At 72.4% G+C, this 19,246-nt stretch carries 7 protein-coding genes and 1 pseudogene; 3 read left to right on the plus strand and 5 right to left on the minus strand.

All coding sequences use genetic code 11. From position 1 onward, the window contains the following. The first annotated feature begins 58 nt into the window (after positions 1 to 58). The 3 genes and pseudogenes from ACZ597_RS28390 to ACZ597_RS28400 all read left to right on the plus strand — a co-directional run. Positions 59 to 4,714, plus strand: a complete 4,656-nt coding sequence (locus ACZ597_RS28390) for a type I polyketide synthase (protein WP_471335716.1) — start codon at positions 59 to 61, stop codon at positions 4,712 to 4,714. Positions 4,715 to 4,806: 92 nt separating this feature from the next. Further along, positions 4,807 to 5,409, plus strand: coding sequence for a cysteine dioxygenase family protein (locus ACZ597_RS28395; protein WP_471335719.1), 603 nt, complete (start codon positions 4,807 to 4,809; stop codon positions 5,407 to 5,409). Between the two features lie 40 nt (positions 5,410 to 5,449). Next, a pseudogene (locus tag ACZ597_RS28400) lies at positions 5,450 to 8,884 on the plus strand (amino acid adenylation domain-containing protein); the annotation flags it as partial. Between the two features lie 186 nt (positions 8,885 to 9,070). On the opposite strand, the gene ACZ597_RS28405 reads toward ACZ597_RS28400, so the two are convergent. The 5 genes from ACZ597_RS28405 to ACZ597_RS28425 all read right to left on the minus strand — a co-directional run bounded on the left by ACZ597_RS28405 (position 9,071) and on the right by ACZ597_RS28425 (position 19,183). Continuing rightward, the gene (locus ACZ597_RS28405; protein ID WP_471335722.1) at positions 9,071 to 13,594 is read right to left on the minus strand and encodes an amino acid adenylation domain-containing protein; all 4,524 of its coding nucleotides are present in this window, start codon (positions 13,592 to 13,594) and stop codon (positions 9,071 to 9,073) included. Between the two features lie 5 nt (positions 13,595 to 13,599). After that, positions 13,600 to 16,743, minus strand: coding sequence for a condensation domain-containing protein (locus ACZ597_RS28410; protein ID WP_471335725.1), 3,144 nt, complete (start codon positions 16,741 to 16,743; stop codon positions 13,600 to 13,602). Between the two features lies 1 nt (position 16,744). Further along, positions 16,745 to 17,950: a class-II aminoacyl-tRNA synthetase family protein gene (locus tag ACZ597_RS28415; RefSeq protein ID WP_471335728.1), complete on the minus strand. Its 1,206-nt coding sequence runs from the start codon at positions 17,948 to 17,950 to the stop codon at positions 16,745 to 16,747. Between the two features lie 99 nt (positions 17,951 to 18,049). After that, complete coding sequence (locus ACZ597_RS28420) at positions 18,050 to 18,301, minus strand: acyl carrier protein (protein WP_471335731.1); 252 nt, start codon at positions 18,299 to 18,301, stop codon at positions 18,050 to 18,052. A 30-nt stretch (positions 18,302 to 18,331) separates the two neighbouring features. Then, complete coding sequence (locus tag ACZ597_RS28425; protein WP_471335733.1) at positions 18,332 to 19,183, minus strand: 3-hydroxyacyl-CoA dehydrogenase family protein; 852 nt, start codon at positions 19,181 to 19,183, stop codon at positions 18,332 to 18,334. Positions 19,184 to 19,246 lie beyond the last annotated feature (63 nt).

Raw genomic sequence — 19,246 nt, forward strand, 5'->3', positions numbered from 1 at the left:
GGAACGGGTCGGCGACGGCGGGACCCCCTTCTTGTCTTGTTCTGATGACGGAGAAACAGTGGCAGACCACGAGTTCGGGCAGCACGCAGACCGCGACATCGCGATCGTCGGAATGGCCGGGCGTTTTCCCGGCGCCCGCAATCTGGACGAGTTCTGGGCGAACGTCCGCGACGGAGTGGAGTCCGTCTCGTTCTTCACCGAGGAGCAGCTGATCGCGGCCGGTGCGTCGCGCGAGGCCGTCGCCCAGCCGAACTTCGTGCCGGCGGGCGCCTGCCTCGACGACGTCACGGGGTTCGACGCCGGATTCTTCGGGTACACCGCGCGCGAGGCGGAGACGATGGATCCGCAGCACCGCGTGTTCCTGGAGACCGCCTGGGAGGCTCTGGAGCACTCCGGCTACACCCCGGCCCAGGTGAACGGGCGCGTCGGCGTGTTCGGCGGAGCCGGCACCAACAACTACCTCGCCAACGTCTACTCGAACCCCGAAGTCGTCGACACCACCGGCGGGACACAGGTCCTCCTCGGCAACGAACTGGGTTTCCTGGCCGCCCGCGTCTCGTACAAGCTCGATCTGCGCGGCCCCAGCGTCTCGCTGCGCACCGCCTGTTCGACCTCGCTCGTCGCCGTCCACCTCGCCTGCCGCTCGCTGCGCGACGGGGAATGCGACATGGCCCTGTCCGGCGGGGTGTTCATCAACGCGGAACAGAACCAGGGCTACCTCCACCAGGAGGGGTCCTTCCTCTCCCCCGACGGCCACTGCAGGCCGTTCGACTCCCGGGCCGCAGGGACGCTGTTCGGCAGCGGGGCGGGGGTGGTCACCCTCAAGCGCCTCGGCGACGCGCTGGAGGCGGGCGACACCGTGTACGCGGTCATCAAGGGTTCCGCCGTCAACAACGACGGCGCGGTCAAGGTCGGGTTCACGGCGCCGACCGTGGCGGGCCAGACGGAGGTCATCCGCGCCGCCCTTCGCGACGCGGACGTCCCGGCGTCGGCCGTCGGCTACGTAGAGGCACACGGCACGGGTACGGTCATGGGCGATCCGATCGAGATCCGCGCCCTGACCCAGGCCTACGAAGGGGTGCCGGCCGGCACCGTGGCCCTGGGCTCCCTCAAGTCGAACATCGGCCACCTGGACGCGGCGGCGGGCATCGCCGGGCTGCTGAAGACGGTGCTGTCCCTGTGGCACGAGACACTGCCGCCGACCCTGCACTTCGAGTCGCCCAACCCCGCCATCGACTTCGCGGCCGGCCCGTTCGCCGTTCAGCGCGAGCGCGCCCCGTGGCCCCGGTCGCGGCGTCCCCGCCTGGCCGGGGTGAGCGCCTTCGGCTTCGGTGGCAGCAACGCCCACGTCGTACTGGCGGAGGCGCCGGCCGCGCCCGCCCCCGAGGTGTCGGCCCGCTCCTCGCAGCTGCTGCTGCTCTCCGCCCGCAGCAAGGAGGCGCTGGACGAGCTCGGTGAACGCGTGGCGGGGGCCCTGCGCACCGGGACGCCCCTGCCCGACGCCGCCTACACCACGGCGGTGGGGCGCCACGTCTTCCCGGTGCGCCGCATCGTCACGGGCCCGGACGGTCCGGCCGTGGCGGACGCCCTGGCGGCCGGCGACCCCGCACGGGTCGTCGACGGTCACCACGAGGGCGGCCGGCCGGGCGTGGCGTTCCTGCTCAGCGGGCAGGGGGGCCAGTACCCGGGCATGGCGGCCGAGCTGTACGCCCAGGAGCCGGTGTTCCGCCGGGCGGTCGATGCCTGCATCGGGGCACTGGCCGAGAGCGGAAGCGGTACGAGCGTACGGGACCACCTCCTCGGTGACCGCGAGTCGGCGCAGGCGGCCGCCGCGCTGAACCGGACGGAAGCCGCGCAGCCCGCGCTGTTCGTCCTCGAGTACGCCCTCGCCCGGATGTGGGAGTCGTGGGGCGTGAAGCCCGAGGCACTGCTCGGGCACAGCCTCGGCGAACTCGTCGCGGCCTGCCTGGCGGGCGTGTTCACCCTGCCGGACGCACTGCGCCTGGTCGTGCTCCGCGGGGCACTGATGCAGCGCCGGGAGCGGGGTTCCATGCTGAACGTGGTGGCGGACCGCGACTCCCTCCTGGCCCTGCTGCCGGAGGGCCTCTCGCTCGCCGCCCACAACGGCCCGAAGGACTGCGTGGTGGCCGGACCGGACGGGGACGTGGCCGCTTTCGCCGGGCGGCTCGCGGCCCTCGGGATCGCCACCCACCCGGTGGCGACGTCGCACGCCTTCCACTCGGCCCTCATGGCGCCGATGGTCGAGGAGTTCGTGGCGGCGGTCGCGGCGGTCCCCCGCCGGGAGCCCGCGGTGCGCTTCGTGTCGAACGTGACGGGTACCTGGATCACCGCCGAGCAGGCGCAGGACCCCTGGTACTGGGGCCGGCAGATCCTGAGCCCGGTCGAGTTCGCCGCCGGGGTGAACGCCCTGGCCGCCGATCCCGGTCTGGTGCTCCTGGAGCTGGGTCCCGGGACCACGCTCAGCAGCCTGGCGCGGCGCGTCCTCACCGGTGGTACCGCACGCCTGGTCACCGCCACGCTGCCGCACCGGCGGGACGGGCGGCACCCGGTGGAGGCGGCACAGCGCGCGCTCGGTCAACTGTGGCTGCACGGCTGCGAACCGGACTGGGCCGGCGTCCACGGGCACGAGCGGCGCCGGCGCGTCGGCCTGCCCACGTACCCGTTCCAGCGGCAGCGGTACTGGCTGGAGCGGCGCACGCGCGCGGCCGCCGAGCAGCCCGGACACGCACGGCGGCGGCCCGATGTCACGGACTGGTTCCAGGTCCCCTCCTGGGAGCGCACGGCCCTGCCGCCCGCGCGGCCCGACCGCGCCGGCGAGCGCTGGCTGGTGTTCACCGACGGCCTGGGGCTCGGCGCGGCTGTGGCGGCTCGTCTGCGGGCCTCCGGTGCCGCGGTCACGACGGTCTCGGCGGGGTCCGTGTGGGAGCGGCGGGACGACGGCGGGTTCACGATCGACCCGCGTGACCCGTCGCACCACGGCCGCCTAGTGCGGGCCCTGGCCCAGGACGGTCCCGTACCCGCGTTCGTCGCCCACTGCTGGGGCGTCACCGACGGCCCCGCGCCGCAGGAGGCGCCCCGGGAGGACTCCGAGGAGCTGTGGCTGGGGTTCAACAGCCTGCTGTCGCTCTCGCAGGCCCTCAGCCGGCTGGCCGACGGGGCCCAGCGGTCGGTGTGGGTGGTGACCAACGGGATCCAGGACGTGACCGGGTCCGAGCCGCTCATGCCGCTCAAGGCCACCGTGCTCGGGCCGTGCCGGGTCGTTCCCCGGGAACACCCCGGGCTGGCGTGTCGCAGCGTCGACATCGTCGTGGACGGCTCGCCCGTGAACGTGCACGCCGCCCGGCTGGTCGCCGAGTTCGCCGTACCGCCGGCACACGCGGCGGTGGCGCACCGGGGACCGCACCGCTGGTCCCAGACCTACGCGCCCGCTCCGCTGCCTCCCGTGGAGGACGGGACGTCGGCCCTGCGCGAGGACGGTGTCTACCTGATCACGGGCGGCACCGGTGGGCTCGGACTCGCGCTCGCGGCCCATCTGTCCCGGCCCGGCCGCAGGCTGGCCCTGCTGGCCCGCACTCCCGTCCCCGCAGAGGACGGGGCGGGCGGTCGGGCCGCGGGGGCTGCCCCGTCCTCCGGGGTCGTCCAGAAGCTGCGGGAGATCAGGGAACTGGGTGCCGAGGTCCTGGTGGTCGCGGCGGACGTCTGCGATCGCGCGCAGACGGAGGCGGCGGTGTCCCGGATCACGGACGCCTGGGGGCGGATCGACGGCGTGTTCCACGCCGCGGGGGTCGTCGGCGGCGGGCTCGCGCAGCTCAAGACCCTGGAGGAGGCCGCCGCGGTGATGGCTCCGAAGGTCGGCGGAACGCTCAACCTCGAGCGGGCCCTCGCTCCGGTGAACCCGGACTTCATGGTGCTGTTCGGTTCCAACTCCGCCAACGTGGGCGACTTCGGGCTCGTGGACTACGTGGCGGCCAACTGCTTCCTCGACGCCCATGCCCGGTCCCGCGCGGCGGGCGCGGAGTCCTCACCCCGCGTGCTCACGGTGGACTGGGGTCCGTGGCAGGAGGTCGGCATGGCCGTCACGACGGATCCGGGCAACGTCCTGGCGCAGGCCCGCGGCAAGGACGTGGCCGAGCGCGGCATGGCCCCCGCCGACGCCATCGAGGCGCTGGAGCGCGCTCTGTCGGGCTCTCACGAGCCCCAGCTGATCGTCACGCCCGTCGATGCCCGCCACCTGATCGAGAACGCCTTCACCCTGGGCGGCCAGGACCAGGACGCCGACGCGAGGCTGAGCGGCCTGGGTTCACCCCAGACGGTGCACCCGCGGCCGGAGGTGCCCAGTGCCTACGCGGCCCCGCACGGCACGGTGCAGCGTCGTCTCTGCGCGATGTGGCAGGAACTGCTGGGCATCGATCAGATCGGCGTCGACGACAGCTTCTTCGACCTCGGCGGCAGTTCCCTGGTCGCCATTCAGCTCGTCTCCACCGTCAACAAGTCGCTCGGCACGTCCCTGACGGTCGCCCAGCTCTACGAGTCCCTGACCGTCGCCCGCCTGGCGGCGCTGGTGGACGGCGGGGGCGCCGCCCCCGCGGGGGACGCCAAGAACTCGCTCGAGGAGGTGCGCAGCCGTGCCGGCTCACGACGTCAGCAGCAGCAGAACCGTATGGCCCGCTCTCGGAGCCGCCGTCAGCAGTGAAGCGAAAGGAGTCAGCAATGCAGGTGAACGCGGTTCAGCGTGCTGTCGGGGAAGGGCCCGGGGCGGCGTCTGCGCGTACGGAGGCGGAACACGTGCCCTCCTCGCCGGGGACCCCCCGCCTACACCGGCTCGTCGAGGACGTCCGGGCGGCGCTGCGCGCCCGCCCGGGGGCGTCGGCCGAGGAGACGGGCCGGGAAGTGGCGGCGGCGCTCGCCCCGCACCTGGGCCGTGCCGGCCTCCTGACCCCCGCCCAGCGGGAGGCCGACCGGGACGGCTACCGGCAGCACGTCCTGCACGTCGAGGTGGACGGCTCCTTCTCCGTCGTCGCGCTCGTCTGGCTGGCGGGTCAGCGCACGCCCGTGCACGATCACGTGTGCTGGTGCGTCATAGGGATCCACGAGGGTGCCGAAGAGGAGACCGTCTACCGCCTCTGCGGCAGTCCGGAGCAGCCGCACCTCCTCGCCGTGGACACCACCACGAGCGGGGTCGGCGCCGTGGCGGCCCTCGCTCCGCCGGGCGACATCCACGACGTCCGCAGCACGGCCGCCGGCCGGACCGTCTCCATCCATGTGTACGGAGCGGACATCAACCGGCTCGGCACCAGTATCCGCAGGGTCTACGACCTGCCGGTGAGGCAGGCCCAGGACCCGGCCGCGGCCCGGCCCGGCCATCAGTCCAACAGTATTGGGAAGTGACGTCATGGGCGACAAGTCAGCTCACGGCATGACGGCAGAGACCCTGCCGGACCTGTTCTCGGCCCAGGTGGCCAGGACTCCCGAGGCCGTCGCGCTCATCGCCGACGGAGTCTCGTTGACCTATGCCGAGCTCGACGGGAGGGCGCACCGGCTGGCGGTGTCGCTCGTGGCGAAGGGGGCGGGTCCCGAGACCGTCATCGCGGTGTCCATACCGCGTTCGGTCGAACTCGTCATCGCGCTGTACGCCGTGCACAAGACCGGGGCCGCGTACCTGCCGCTCGATCCGGACGGCCCGGACGAGCGGGTCCGGCACATGGTCGAAGACGCCGAGCCGCTGCTGGTGCTCACCGCCGACGACGTCGGCGGGACGGCCGGGCCGGCCCTTGCGGACGGCGCGGGCCGGCCCCTCCCGGCCCCGCACCCGCTGGACACGGCATACGTCATCTACACCTCGGGATCCACCGGACGTCCCAAGGGCGTCGCGGTGTCCCATGCCGCGATCGTGAACCGTCTCCGCTGGATGCAGGCCGAGTACCCGCTCGGCGACGACGACCGCGTGCTCCAGAAGACCCCTGCGGGCTTCGACGTGTCGGTGTGGGAGTTCTTCTGGCCGTTGTGCGTGGGGGCGTGCCTCGTGCTCGCCGCCCCGGACGGGCACCGCGACCCCGCCTACCTCACCGAGGTGATCCGGACTCAGCGGATCACCACCCTGCACTTCGTGCCGTCCATGCTGCGGCTGTTCACCGACGAGCCGACCGCGAGGCTGTGCACCACCGTGCGCCGGGTGTTCGCGAGCGGTGAAGCGCTCTCGGGCGAGCTGCGGGACCGGTTCTTCACCGTGCTGGACGCGGAGCTGCACAACCTCTACGGGCCCACCGAGGCCGCCGTGGACGTGTCCTACTGGCAGTGCCGGCCGGACGACGAGCCGGGTCCGGTCCCGATCGGCAGGCCCGTGTGGAACACCCAGCTCTACGTCCTGGACCCCGATCTCCGTCCGGTCGGCCCCGGTGTGACGGGAGAGCTGTACATCGCGGGCGTCCAGCTGGCGACGGGGTACGTGAAGAGGCCCGGGCTGACGGCCGAGTGCTTCCTTCCCGACCCGTTCGGCCCCCCCGGCACCCGCATGTACCGCACCGGGGACCTCGCCCGCATCCGCGAGGACGGGGCCGTCCACTACGCCGGGCGCACCGACCACCAGGTCAAGGTGGGGGGTGTCCGGATCGAACCCGGCGAGGTCGAAGCCGTGCTGTTGCGGCATCCCGCAGTCGCCGAGGCCGTGGTGACCCCCGCGCCGGACGGCCGCGGCGGCACACAGCTGGTCGCCCACGTCGTCCCCGACCCCGTCGCCGCGGCGTCCCTGCGGAACCTGTGCCGGCTCGAGGGCGAGGGGGCCCTCGAGGCCGGTGAGCTGCACACCCTTCCGAACGGCATGGCGATCGCCGCGAACAACGCGGCCGAGACGGACTTCCTCTACCGGGAGATCTTCGAGGGACACGAGTACCAGCGGCACGGCATCGTCCTGCCGGAGGGCGCCCGTGTCTTCGACGTCGGTGCCCACATCGGGCTGTTCGCGCTCTCGGTCGCCCGGTCCTGCCCCGGCAGCGTCGTCTACTCGTTCGAGCCCATCCCGCAGCTGTTCCGCCTGCTCGAGCTGAACACGCGGATCCACGGCGTCGACGCACGACTGTTCCCCTGCGGCATCGCGGAGCGGTCGGGGAGCGCCGCGTTCACCTACTACCCGCAGCTGTCGATCATGTCGGGACGGTTCGGCGACCTCTCCGAGGAGCGCGGTGTGCTGGAGGCGTTCGTCCGCAACGAGACTCCGGGGGACGAGCCTGCCGCTCCCGGCAACGAAGCCGACCTGGACAGCCTGCTGACCGAGCGGCTCAGGCACGTGGACGTCACCTGTGCCCTGCGGACGCTCTCGGACGTCATCGAGGAGACCGGCGTCGACCGGATCGACCTCCTGAAGATCGACGCGGAGAAGAGCGAGCGGGAAGTCCTGCTCGGGCTGCGCGAGGAGCACTGGCCCCTCGTCCGCCAACTCGTCATCGAGGCCCACGACCTGCCCGGTCAGGTCGACTGGATCCGGCGGCACCTGGAGGCCAGGGGGTACCACGTCTCCGTCGACGGGCAGCACATGCTCGCCGACACCGGGCTGGTCACCGTCTACGCGGTCCGGCACCGGGCGGCGGGGACCGCGCCCCGCGGCCGGGCCGAGGCGCACGGGGCGCCCGCGACCGTCGGCGGGGACTGGTCCGACCCCGGTCTGTTCACCGAGGACGTGCGGCGAGAAGCCGCTCTGCGCCTGCCGGGCCAGATGGTGCCGTCGCAGTTCGTCGTCGTCGACGCGCTTCCGCTGACGCCCAACGGGAAGCTGGACCGGGCGGCCCTGCCGGCTCCGCGCGCACGGACCGCCCAGGCCTTCACCCCCCCGCGCGACCCCGTCGAGGACGTGCTGTGCAGCCTGTTCGCCGAGGTGCTCGGGGTGCGGGCGGTGGGCATCCACGACGACTTCTTCCAGCAGGGCGGCCACTCGCTCGCCGCCATCCGGCTGATGGGCCGGATCCGGGCGGTGTTCGGTACCGGGCTGACGGTGCGCAGCCTGTTCGAGGCTCCCACGGTGGCACGGTTCGCACCGCTGCTGGGCCGCGATCAGGGCGGGGACCCGTTCGCGGGGCTGCTTCCCCTGCGCGCCACCGGCACGGCCGCGCCCTTGTTCTGCGTCCACCCCGCCGCGGGCGTCGGGTGGGTCTACTCGGGGCTGCTGCAGCACGTCGGGACCGATCGGCCCGTCTACGCGCTGCAGGACGCGGGGCTCGCCGGTGGTGAGCCGGCGGCGGGCGTCGAAGAGGTGGCCGCGGGCTACGTACGCCTGATCCGTTCGGTGCAGCCGGCCGGCCCTTATCACCTGGTCGGCTGGTCGTTCGGAGGGCTCGTGGCCCAGGCCATGGCAACGCTCCTCCAGGAGTCCGGTGAGACGGTCGCCCTGCTCGCGGTGCTCGACGCCTATCCGCTGTACGACCGGGCCGTGCCCGACGCGCTCTCCTCGGACGGGCTCCGGGAGCTGCTCGTGTCCCTGGGGTACGAGGTGCCCGGCGCATCCGGGGGTGCGATGACCGCTGCGGAGTTCGCCGAGGCCGCCGACGCCGTCGGCGGCGTCGGCGGCGTCCTCGCCGATCTGGAGGAGCAGCAGGTCATGGCCATGGCCAAGACGTTCCGGCGGAACATCGTCCTGGCTCACGGCTTCCGGCCCGCCGTGTTCGACGGTGACCTGCTCCTCTTCACCGCCGCGGTCGGCCGGACGGACGGCACCCCGTCCGCCGAGGACTGGTCCCCCTACCTGACGGGTCGGGTGCGGACCGTGGACGTCGCCTGCACGCACGGCGAGATGACCGGCCCGGCGGCCGTGGCCGACATCGGCCCCCGGATCGCGGACAGGCTGTCCGGCGCGGTCTCCCACCGGGCCGGGTGAGCGGACACGCCCTCGAACGGGGTCCCTGCCGGGGACCCGCACGCACCAGGCCCGTCCGGCCGAGCGTTCAGCTCGGCCGGACGGGCCTTTCCGTCTGTCCGGGTACGGTGCGGGTCCGCGGGGCGGAACGGCGACGGCCCGCCGAACGCGTCGGCGGGCCGTCCTCGTGTGCGGGTGTCCGCGTCGTCAGCCGCCAGCCGCCGCGCCCACGACGGACTCGGGGTCCTGGGCCACCCGCTCCAGCAGGGCCGTGTACCCGTGCAGCAGCTCCTGCGCCGCCGTGACGGTGAAGAGGTCGGTCGCGTAGGCGAGGCGGACCTCGATGCCGTCGGGCGTGCCGTCGGCGGTCCGGCGGTCCGCCAGCTCGTACCGCAGGTCGAACCGGGCCGGCTGGTCCGCCAGCGGCTCGGTCCTGACCTCAAGGCCGGGCAGCGACAGGTCGGGCAGCACGTTGTTCTGGAAGGCGAGCATGACTTGGAACAGCGGATGGCGGCCCGCCGACCGGACGGGGTTGACCGCCTGGACGACGTGGTCGAAGGGCACGTCCTGGTGGGCGTACGCCGCGAGGTCGGTGGTGCGGACCCTCGACAGCAGCTCTCGGAACGTAGGGTTCCCGTCCGTCCTGGTCCTGAGCACCAGTGTGTTCACGAAGAACCCCACGAGGTCGTCGAGCGCCTCGTCGGTGCGCCCGGCGACCGGTGTCCCGATCGCCACGTCCGTGCCCGCGCCCTGTTCGGTGAGCAGGGCTGCCAGTGCGGCCTGGCACACCATGAACATGCTGACGCCGCACCGGGCCGCCAGCGCGTGCAGGCGCTCCTGGACGGACTCGGGAATCCGGGCGTCCAGCTGCCCGGCCCGGTACGAGGGGGTCTCCGGGCGCTCGGCCGCGGCAGGAATCGTCAACCGGTCTGGCAAGCCGGCCAGTTCCCTCGTCCAGAACCCGGTCTGGCGGTTGAGCTCCGACTCCGGCCGGTCGGCTTCGCCCAGCAGCGCGTGGGACCACAGGGTGTAGTCCGGGTACTGCACGGCGAGGTCGGTCCACGCCGGCCGGACGCCGGCGGCCGACGCGGCGTAGGCGAGGGCGATGTCCCTCGCCAGCGGGGTGAGCGACCAGCCGTCGCAGGCTATGTGGTGCACCACCAGCAGGAGTACGTTCTCGTCCTCCCCGATCTCGAACAGACGTGCCTGTACCGGTGTCTCCCCGGTGAGGTCGAACGGATGGCGGGCCTCGGCGGCCAGCAGGTCCGGCAGGTCTTCCTCGGTCGTCACCCGGAGGGGCAGCTCGACGTGCGCCTCGTCCGGTTCGAGCACCACCTGCTGCGGAACGCCGTCCCAGTCGGGGAAGGCCGTGCGCAGGCTCTCGTGCCGGGCGACGACCTCGTTGACGGCCCGGTGGAGGGCGGCCCGGTCGAGACGGCCGGTCAGCCTCAGCGCCATCGGCATGTTGTAGTTGCCGTTCGCGCCCTCCAGCCTGTTCTGGAACCAGAGCCGACGTTGGACCGGGGCCAGCGGCAACTCTTCCGGCCGCTCCACCGGCCCCAGCGCTGGACGTACGGCCGCGGGCCGCTCCTCGAGGTTCTCGGCGAGGCGGGCGACCGTCGGGGCCTCGTAGAGGGTGCGCAGGGCGACTTCCACCCCCATCTCCCGCCGGATCCGCCCGATGAGCCGCGTGGCCAGCAGCGAGTGTCCGCCCAGGTGGAAGAAGGAGTCGTCGATCGTCACCCGGTCGAGCCCCAGCACCTCGGCGAAGAGTCCGCACAGGAGCTCTTCCCGCCCCGTCCGCGCTGCGCGGCCGGACGAGGCCGACTGGAAGTCGGGAGCGGGCAGGGACTTGCGGTCGATCTTGCCGCTCCCGGTCAGCGGCACCTCGGGAAGCGGGAGGACCAGCGCGGGAACCATGTACTCGGGGAGCTGCCCGAGCAGATCCGCGCGCAGTTCCGCTCCGTCCGGCGGCCCGCCCTGCTGTGCGGGGACGACGTAGGCGATCAGCCGGGGCCTGCCCTCGGCGTCGGGGCGGTCGACGACCACCGCCGCCTCCACGTCCGGGTGGGCCGCCAGGACCGCCTCGATCTCGCCCGGTTCGATCCGGAAGCCCCGTATCTTGACCTGTCCGTCGACGCGCCCGTGGAATGCGAGCTGTCCGTCGGGGCGACGGCTGACCAGGTCGCCCGTGCGGTACATCCGCCCGCTGGCCTCCCCGAAGGGGCACGCGGGAAAGCGCTCCGCCGTCAGTTCGCGCTGGTTGAGGTACTCGTCGGCGAGGCAGGCGCCCGCGAGGTGCAGTTCGCCCACCACTCCCACGGGCACCGGGCGCTGCCAGGCGTCGAGCACATAGGTCCTGGTGTTCCACACGGGGCGGCCGAGGAGGACGTCGGGCCCGTCGGCCTCGGCGTAGAGGCTGTCCGCGCCGGCCTCGGACGAACCGTAGAAGTTGACCAGGCGCGCGCCCGGCAGGAGGGAGCGGAACTGCCGTACCAGTTCGGGGGTGAGGGCCTCACCGCTGGACACCCAGAGCCCGCAGGACGTCAGGTCACGCCGGTCGGCCTCTTCCAGCAGCGCCCTCAGCAGGCTCGGGACGACCGTGATCCGGCACCGTCCCGCGCCCTCGACCATCTCGGCGAGGGCGATCGCGCTCCGGGCGGTCTCGCCGTCGGCGAGCGCGATCCGGGCGCCGTTCAGGAGGGCTCCCAGCAGTTCGACGGATCCGTCGACGAAGCTGAGGGTCGTCTTGGCGATCACCGTCTCGTCCGGGCCGTACGGGAACTCGGCGGCGTACCAGGCGATCCGGTTGAGTACGGAGCGGTGGCCGGCCACGACGCCCTTGGGCCGGCCGGTGGACCCCGAGGTGTAGACGACCCATGCCGGGTCGGCGGCCGTCGGTGCGGTGAGGCGTTCTCCGTCCGTCAGGTTCCCGCCGGGCAGTCCTTCCGTCAGCGCGCGGAAGCCGTCGCCGCCCTCCGGCACGGTGATGGCCGGTACGACCGGTACGCCCGCTCCGACGACGGACAGCAGTTCCTGCGTGGTCAGCACGACGTCGGGCGCCGCGTCGTCCAGCATGAACCGCACCCGCTCCGCGGGAAGGCGGGGATCCACCGGGACGTAGGCGGCACCGGACTTCAGGGCCGCGAGCAGGGCCACCACCATGTCGGTCGAGCGGGGCAGCATCAGGGCGACACGGCCCCCCGGGCCCGCTCCGCGGCCGACGAGGAGCCTCGCCAGCCGGTTGGCCCTGTCGTTCAGTTCCCGGTAGGAGACGACGGACCCCGCGAAGACGACCGCGTCGGCGTCGGGGGTGCGCTCCGCCTGCGCTTCGAACCCGTCGGCCAGGGTTCCCGCCGGAACGTCCCGGACCGGTCCGTGCCAGCGCTCCAGGAGTTCTTCCCGCTCGCCCGGGAGCAGGGGGACCAGGTCCTGGAGGGTGCTCCCGTCGGCCGCGGCCATCATCGCCAGCAGCCCGACCAGCCGGTCGGACCAGGACTGCGCCTTCTCGGCCGTCATCAGGTGGGGCTGATAGCCGAGGCGTATCTCCAGCACGGCGCCGGGGACGATGGTGAGGGTGAGGGCGTAGTGGGTCGCGTCGGCGATGTCCACGCCGGTCATCCTGATGCCCGGGGCCAGCTCGTCGCCCACGGCGGCGTCGACCGGATAGTTTTCGAAGGCGGTCACCGTGTCGAAGAGCACGGGCAGACCCGTCAGCTCGTGCAGGTCCTGGAGCCCCAGGTGGTGGTGGGGCAGCAGTCGCGCCTGCTCGTCCCTCAGCCGGCCGAGGTAGGACGGCACAGACTCGTCGGCGTCGAGCCGCACCCGCACCGGAACGGTGTTGGTGAGCAGTCCGACCATGGACTCGACCCCGGGGAGCTCCGGAGGCCGGCCGGACACGACGGTCCCGAGGACGACGTCCTGACTGCCCGTCATCCAGCCGAGCAGCAGGCCCCACGCCCCCTGCACCACGGTGTTCAGGGTGACCTGACCGCGGACGAGGGCGCCGAGGGCCCGCGTCTGCGCCTCCGGCAGCACGGAGACGACGGTGCGGGGCGGCTCCTGGTGTCCCGGGGGCACCGCGGGAGCGCCGGACGCCACCATGGCCGGCTGGTCGAAGCCCTCGAAGGACTCCCGCCAGGCCGCCACCGCCTCCGCGTGGTCCTGGTCCGCCAGCCACTCCAGGTAGGAACGGAACGGGACGGGCTCGGGGAAGCCGGAGTCCTGCCCTCCGTCGGTGTAGACGCGGAAGATCTCCTGCACCAGCACGGGGAACGACCAGCCGTCGAGGACCAGGTGGTGGTTGGTCATCACCAGGGTCCACTGCTCGTCCGCGGTCCGGATCAGCCTGAAGCGCACGAGCGGAGGACGGGCGAGGTCGAAGGGCCGGCGGCGGTCGTCAGCGATCAGCCGCTCCCGCTGGGCGGCCCGTCGGCCCGGGTCCGTCCCGCGCAGGTCGGACGTGGACCACGGGGGCGCGGCGTCACGGACGACGAATTGCAAGGGGTCGCCGGTGGCACGGGTCTTGAACCCGGCGCGGAGCGGGGCGTGACGCCGCACGACGGTCGTACAGGACCGGGCGAGGCGCTCCGGATCCAGCGGGCCCGACAGGTCGAGGGTCAGCTGTGCGGTGTAGAGGTCGGCTGCCGCGCCGGCGAGCCGGGCGTGGAAGTACAGCCCTGACTGCAGCGGGGTGAGGGGGTAGACGTCTTCCAGTCGGGACGTACGCATAGGTTCTAGGCCCACCGTTCCAGTTCGGCTTCCAGGTCGTCGACCTCGTCCTGGCCGAGCCCGGTGAGATAGAGGTCAGAGGGGGTGTGCCGACTGACCTCGCGGTCCGCGGCTGCGGCGGCGAGTGCGTCCAGGCCCTCTTCCCAGAGCGTGCACAGCCGGTCCAGGGCTCCGTCACCGAGCCATCCGGCCGGAGCGCTCCAGCCGGCTTCCAGCCGGGGCCCGCCGTCGGCCTCTCGGACCAGGACGTCGATGGTGAGCCCGTGGCCGGCCGGGCCTCGGGGGTCGCGCCCGTCCCTCAGGACGTCGGCGGCGGGTACGGGGCTCCAGTCGGCGTCCTCGGCGCCGGGGAGCCGTCCCAGGTAGTTGAAGAGGATCTGCGGCCTTGCCAGGCCGCGCAGTTCCCGTCCGGTGTCCGCGTTGAGGTGGCGCAGCGGGCCGAAGCCCACCCCGTCCCCCGGGACGGCGCGCAGCTGTTCCTTGACCCGCGCGAGGGCCCGGACGGCGTCCCGGGGGGCCGCGCCGGCGGCGTCCGCGGCGTTCAGCCGGACGGGGTGCATGCTCGTGAACCAGCCGACGGTACGGGACAGGTCGACCTCGTGGCAACCGTCGGCACGGCCATGGCCCTCCAGGTCGAGCAGGACGTCGTGGGAAGGCGCGAGCCCTCGTTCACCGCGCCATGCCGGGATCGCCAGGGCCAGCGCCGTGAGCAGCACGTCGGGGATCGTGCCGTGCACGGCGGCCGGCACCGTGGACAGCAGAGGAGCGGTGCGGGCGGGGTCGAGGACCAGGTGCCTGCGCGTGCTGGTCGCGGCCGTGTCCACCGACTGGTCCAGGGGCCGTTCCCCGAGCGACGGGGTGTCCGGGGTGAGCACGGAGCGCCAGTAGGGCAGTTCCGCCAGCCTTCCGGCGTCGTGGGCCGAGTCCGTCAGGAGCTCGCTCCACCGCTTGAACGAGGTCGCGACCGGGGGGAGTTCGACGGGGCGGCCTTCCCCGTGGGCTTCCCAGGCGAGGGCCAGGTCGCGCAGCAGCGTGTACCAGGACGCGCCGTCCACAGCGAGGTGGTGGACCACCAGCAGCAGCATGCCCCGCCGTTCCGGGCCGCCGTCGAAGAGGCGCGCCTGGAGCAGGGTGCCGGCCCGCGGGTCGAGGCGTTCGGCGGCCTGCCGGACGTGGGCGGCGGCGAGTGCGACGGTCTCCTCGTCCGAGCGGTCCTCCACGGCGACGCGCTCGATGAGCTGCTCCACGGCGATGCCGCCGGGCGGGGCGATGTGCAGGCGCCACCCGTGCTCGTCCACCAGCCGGGCGCGCAGGATGTCGTGGTGGTCGGTCAGGGCGGCCAGCAGCGTCCGCAGGGTGTCCTGCGTGAGTCCGGCGGGAGTACGGATCAGCAGGGACTGCTGGTACGCGTCCACCGGGCCGCCGAGCTCCTCCAGCCACTTCAGGATCGGACTCGCCGGGACGGGCCCCGTGACGGCGTCGTGCGGGACGTGCCCCCCCGCCGCCTGCTCCTCGACCACGGGAACCGCGACCTTCGCGAGCTCGCGCGGCGTCTCACGGGCGAAGACGTGCTTGAGGCTGATGGCCCACCCCTTCTCCCGGGCGCGGGAGACGAGCTGGATGGCGGTGATGCTGTCGCCGCCGAGGTCGAAGAACGCGTCGTCGGCGGCCGCCCCCTCGACTCCGAGGACGCTCCGGAACAGCTGGACCATTGCCTCCTCGGCGGCCTCGGTCCCACCCGGCCCGGCCTGCTCCGGGACGGTGGCCCGCTGCGGTGCCGGCCGTGCCGCCGGCCGTGCGCCGGGGCCGTCCGGGTCCGGGGCCCCAGCCCTGGCCGCCTGCGGGGCGGGGGTCGCCGCGAGGGAGCCGACGGTGGCCTGCGGGTCATCGGCCGCGGCGCGGAACAGGGCGAGCAGGGTCTGCTCGTGATGGGCCAGCTCCCCTTCCGCGTACCGTGCCGAGCTCGCGTCCATGTCCAGGCTCAGGCCCGCGCCGTCCTGGCGGCCGCACACCGCGACGGCGAGGTCACCGACCGGGCCGTTGGAGAGGTTGTGGGCGACGGCGGTGTGGCCTCCGACGGCGAAGGTGTAGGGGAACGTCATGACGTTCACCATCGGGCCGACGACCCCGCGCTCGCCACGGGCGAAGCCCAGGTCGCGGTGGAGGTCCTCGGCGCGGTAGCGCTGGTGCGGCAGTGCTTCCTTGATGACGGCCGCCGCCTGGCGGGTCAGGTCGGTGAAGGACATGCCGCCGTGCACGGCCAGCCGGAGGGGAACGGTGTTGGACAGCATGCCGGGAGTGCGCCGCGCGACGTCTCCCCGCCGGGCCGTGACGGGGAGCGAGACGATGACGTCCTCGGCGCCCGTCACCAGGTGCAGCTGGGCCGCCAACGCCGCCACCGCCGTCGGGGCCAGGGACCGGCCGAGACCGGCGCGCAGCCGGTCGGCCCGATCCGCGGGGATCCGTGCCGTACGGCGCAGCACCGGCGCGTTCGGCTGCCAGGACCGGTCGGAGAGCGACACGGGCCGCGGCCGGTCGGCGAGCCGGTTCGTCCAGAAGTCCCGGTCCGCGTCGAACGCGGCCGAGGCCCGGTACGCCTCTTCGTCCGCCAGCAGTTCGGCCAGCGAGCCGAAGGAAGGGGCGGCCGCCTGCGGGCCGCCCGTCTCCTGCGCGTAGCGGGCGGCGACGCGCTGGGCGAAGAGCGCCGCCCCGAATCCGTCCACGGCCAGGTGGTGGGCGCGCTGGTACCAGAGGAACCGCCGGGAGGAGAGGCGGAACAGGCACACCGTGAAGACCGGTTCGCGGGTCACGTCGATCGGCCGGGCCAGGTCGTCCCGCATCCGGCCGAGCGCCGCGGCTTCGGGGTCCTCCGCGGTGGTGAGGTCCAGGAACCGGATGTCGGGCGACGGCCCGAGCAGGACCGACTGGCGTGGACCCGTCGGTGTGTCCCTGACCACCACGCGCAGCGCCTCGGTCTCCTCCCATGCCCGGATCCAGGCGGTGCGGAAGGCGGTGGGGTCGATCGGTCCCGCTATGTCGAAGTACTCCGCTATCTGGTAGCGGCCCCCGTGGACCTCGTCCTGGTCGGCGAACCAGATGCCGAGCTGGGCCCGGGAAAGGGGGAAGTCCGTGCTCGTGCTGTCGTTCATGTCAGATCCCGCTCAGCCCTTCGACGCCGGCGCGCACCGCGGCGGGCCAGCCCTCGGGGTCGACCCCGTGCTGGCACAGGAACGCGTACACCAGGCGCTCCAGGCCGAATCCCACGCAGGCGCTCCTGACCGGGCCGTCGGCGCCGTGCTGGATGCCGAAGTTGCGGCCGAACAGGTCGTCGTGGAAGTTGAAGGATCCGACGGCGACGGTCCGGCCGGGGCCGACGTCGAGGCGGAGCTCGTACTTGAGCTCGAGCAGCCGCTGCGACCAGATGCGCTGGGAGGTGTCGGTGCCGCAGAAGAAGGGGTCGTTCCCCACCTCGCAGAACCCCGACAGTCCGAGTTCCTCGACGAGCGCGAACACGTTCCGCATGTACGTCTCGCGTGCGGAGAGCACTTCCTCGCGCGCACCCATGAACACGATTTCCCGGATGGTGAAGTCCCAGAGCCGTTCGAGCGTGGTGGCGTAGTCGGACTCGTACCGGAAGGACTTGCCGCGGGCGGTGACCACGTGGATCCGGTCCGCGCTCAGCTCGCGCCCGCTGTACTGGTGGAAGGTGTGGTAGCACATCGTTGGCGGCAGGCAGTAGTCCACGTTTCCGCACGATTCGAGTACGGCGGAGTCGATGCCCTCTCCCGCGTACTTCTCCTGGAACCCCTGGTACACGTCGATGTCGTTGTGCAGCCGCGTCACGAACATGAGGTGCTGGGGGAACGACGTGAAGTACCCGGCCGTCTCCAGCGCCCGGGTGCTGATGAGGGTCGGATAGCGGAACTCGCTCACCTGGAAGTCCTGGCGGAGGAGCTTCTTGACCGTACGGTCGAAGTACTCCAGCAGGGAGAGAAACGGCTCTCCCACCGCTACCTGGCCTTCACCGGCCTCGCTGACCGCTCCGGCTGCGGCGAGGAGGGCGAAGGTACCCTCCCCCACCTCACGCCGGTGGGGGGACCGCCACACGGATTTGGCGGGCGTCGCCCTCTGCGGGCGCACGTCACCGTCGACCACGCGGTTGACCTTGTCGGCCAGGACGGCGTGGTCGAGGGGCTTCGACGACCGGATCACCACCCCGCGCACCTCGCCCTCGCCGGCCACCAGCTCGAAGGCTTCGACGTCGCTGGACACGAAGAACATGCGCCGCTCGATCTCGGACGCGAGGTGCTCCGGCACGGGAGCGTGCAGATCAACACGGGCACTGAATTGGGTCATGGTCGTTCACTCCTGGCCGGATGGTGGGGCGGGACGGGCCGCGGGGTACTCGCGGGCACCCTGCTCGGCCCCGGGGACGGGGTCCCCGGGGCCGTACGGTCAGACCGCCGCGGCGGTCTTCGCGTTGACGAGGTCGACGAGGCCCGAAACGGTGCGGAAGTTGTCGAACTCCATGTCCTCCGCGCCCAGCTGGAGGGAGAACTCCTTCTCGATGAACAGGACGAGCTGCATGGCGAAGAGGGAGTTGACGTATCCCAGGGCGAAGATGTCGTCTCCGTCCGCGACCTCCTGGCCGCCCAGGTGCGGGGCGAGGAATGCGCGGATGCGGGCGTTCACGTCGTTGTGCGTCATGTCGTTGCTCCTGATGGGTGAAAGGGAATGTCAGTAGGTGTAGAAGCCGCGGGACGTCTTCCGCCCGAGCAGCCTGGCGTCGACCATCTTCTGCAGCAGTGGGGCGGGCCGGTACTTGGAGTCCTTGAAGCTCTCGTACATGACCGTGAGCGAGTTCAGGATCGTGTCCAGGCCGATCAGGTCGCCCGTCTCCAAAGGGCCCATCTTGTGGCCGAAGCAGCCCTTGAACATCCTGTCGACGTCCTCTGCGGTGGCGACCTGGTCCTGCACGCAGAAGACGGCTTCGTTGATGGTGAGCATCAGGACCCTGTTGGTCACGAATCCCGGGGCGTCCTGTACGACGATGCCCTCCTTGCCCGCGGACTCCAGGAGCCCCAGGGCGATGTCGAGCGTCTCGTCCGACGTGAAGTACCCGCGTACGACCTCGACGGTGTCCATGAGCGGCACGGGATTCATGAAGTGCAGTCCCAGCACTTCGGCCGGCCGCTCGGTGACCGATGCCACGCGGGTGATCGGGACGGCCGAGGTGTTGACCGCGAAGACCACGCCGGGCCGGCAGATCTTGTCTATCTTCTCGTAGACCTCGCGCTTCACGTCCCAGTTCTCGGTGACGTTCTCCACGACGAAGTCGACGTCCGCGAGGTCCGCCAGTTCGGTGGTGGTGGTGATGCGGCCCAGGATGGTCTCCGCGTCGTCCGCGAGCTTCTCCGCGCGGAACAGTCCCTGCATGCGCAGGTCCCGCTCCATCTGGCTCCTGGCACTCGCGAGCTGGCTCTCCGAGATGTCGACCAGGACCACCTCGAACGAGGACTGTGCCAGGGACTGGGCGACACCGCGGCCGATCGTCCCGGCACCGATGACACCTATCTTGCTCACGCTCACGCCTGCCGCCTTCGGTAGTTCAAAGAATGGAATGGATGGGATGTCGATGGGCGGCCCGGTGCA

It is taken from the genome of Streptomyces sp. NPDC040718, from assembly GCF_055593565.1.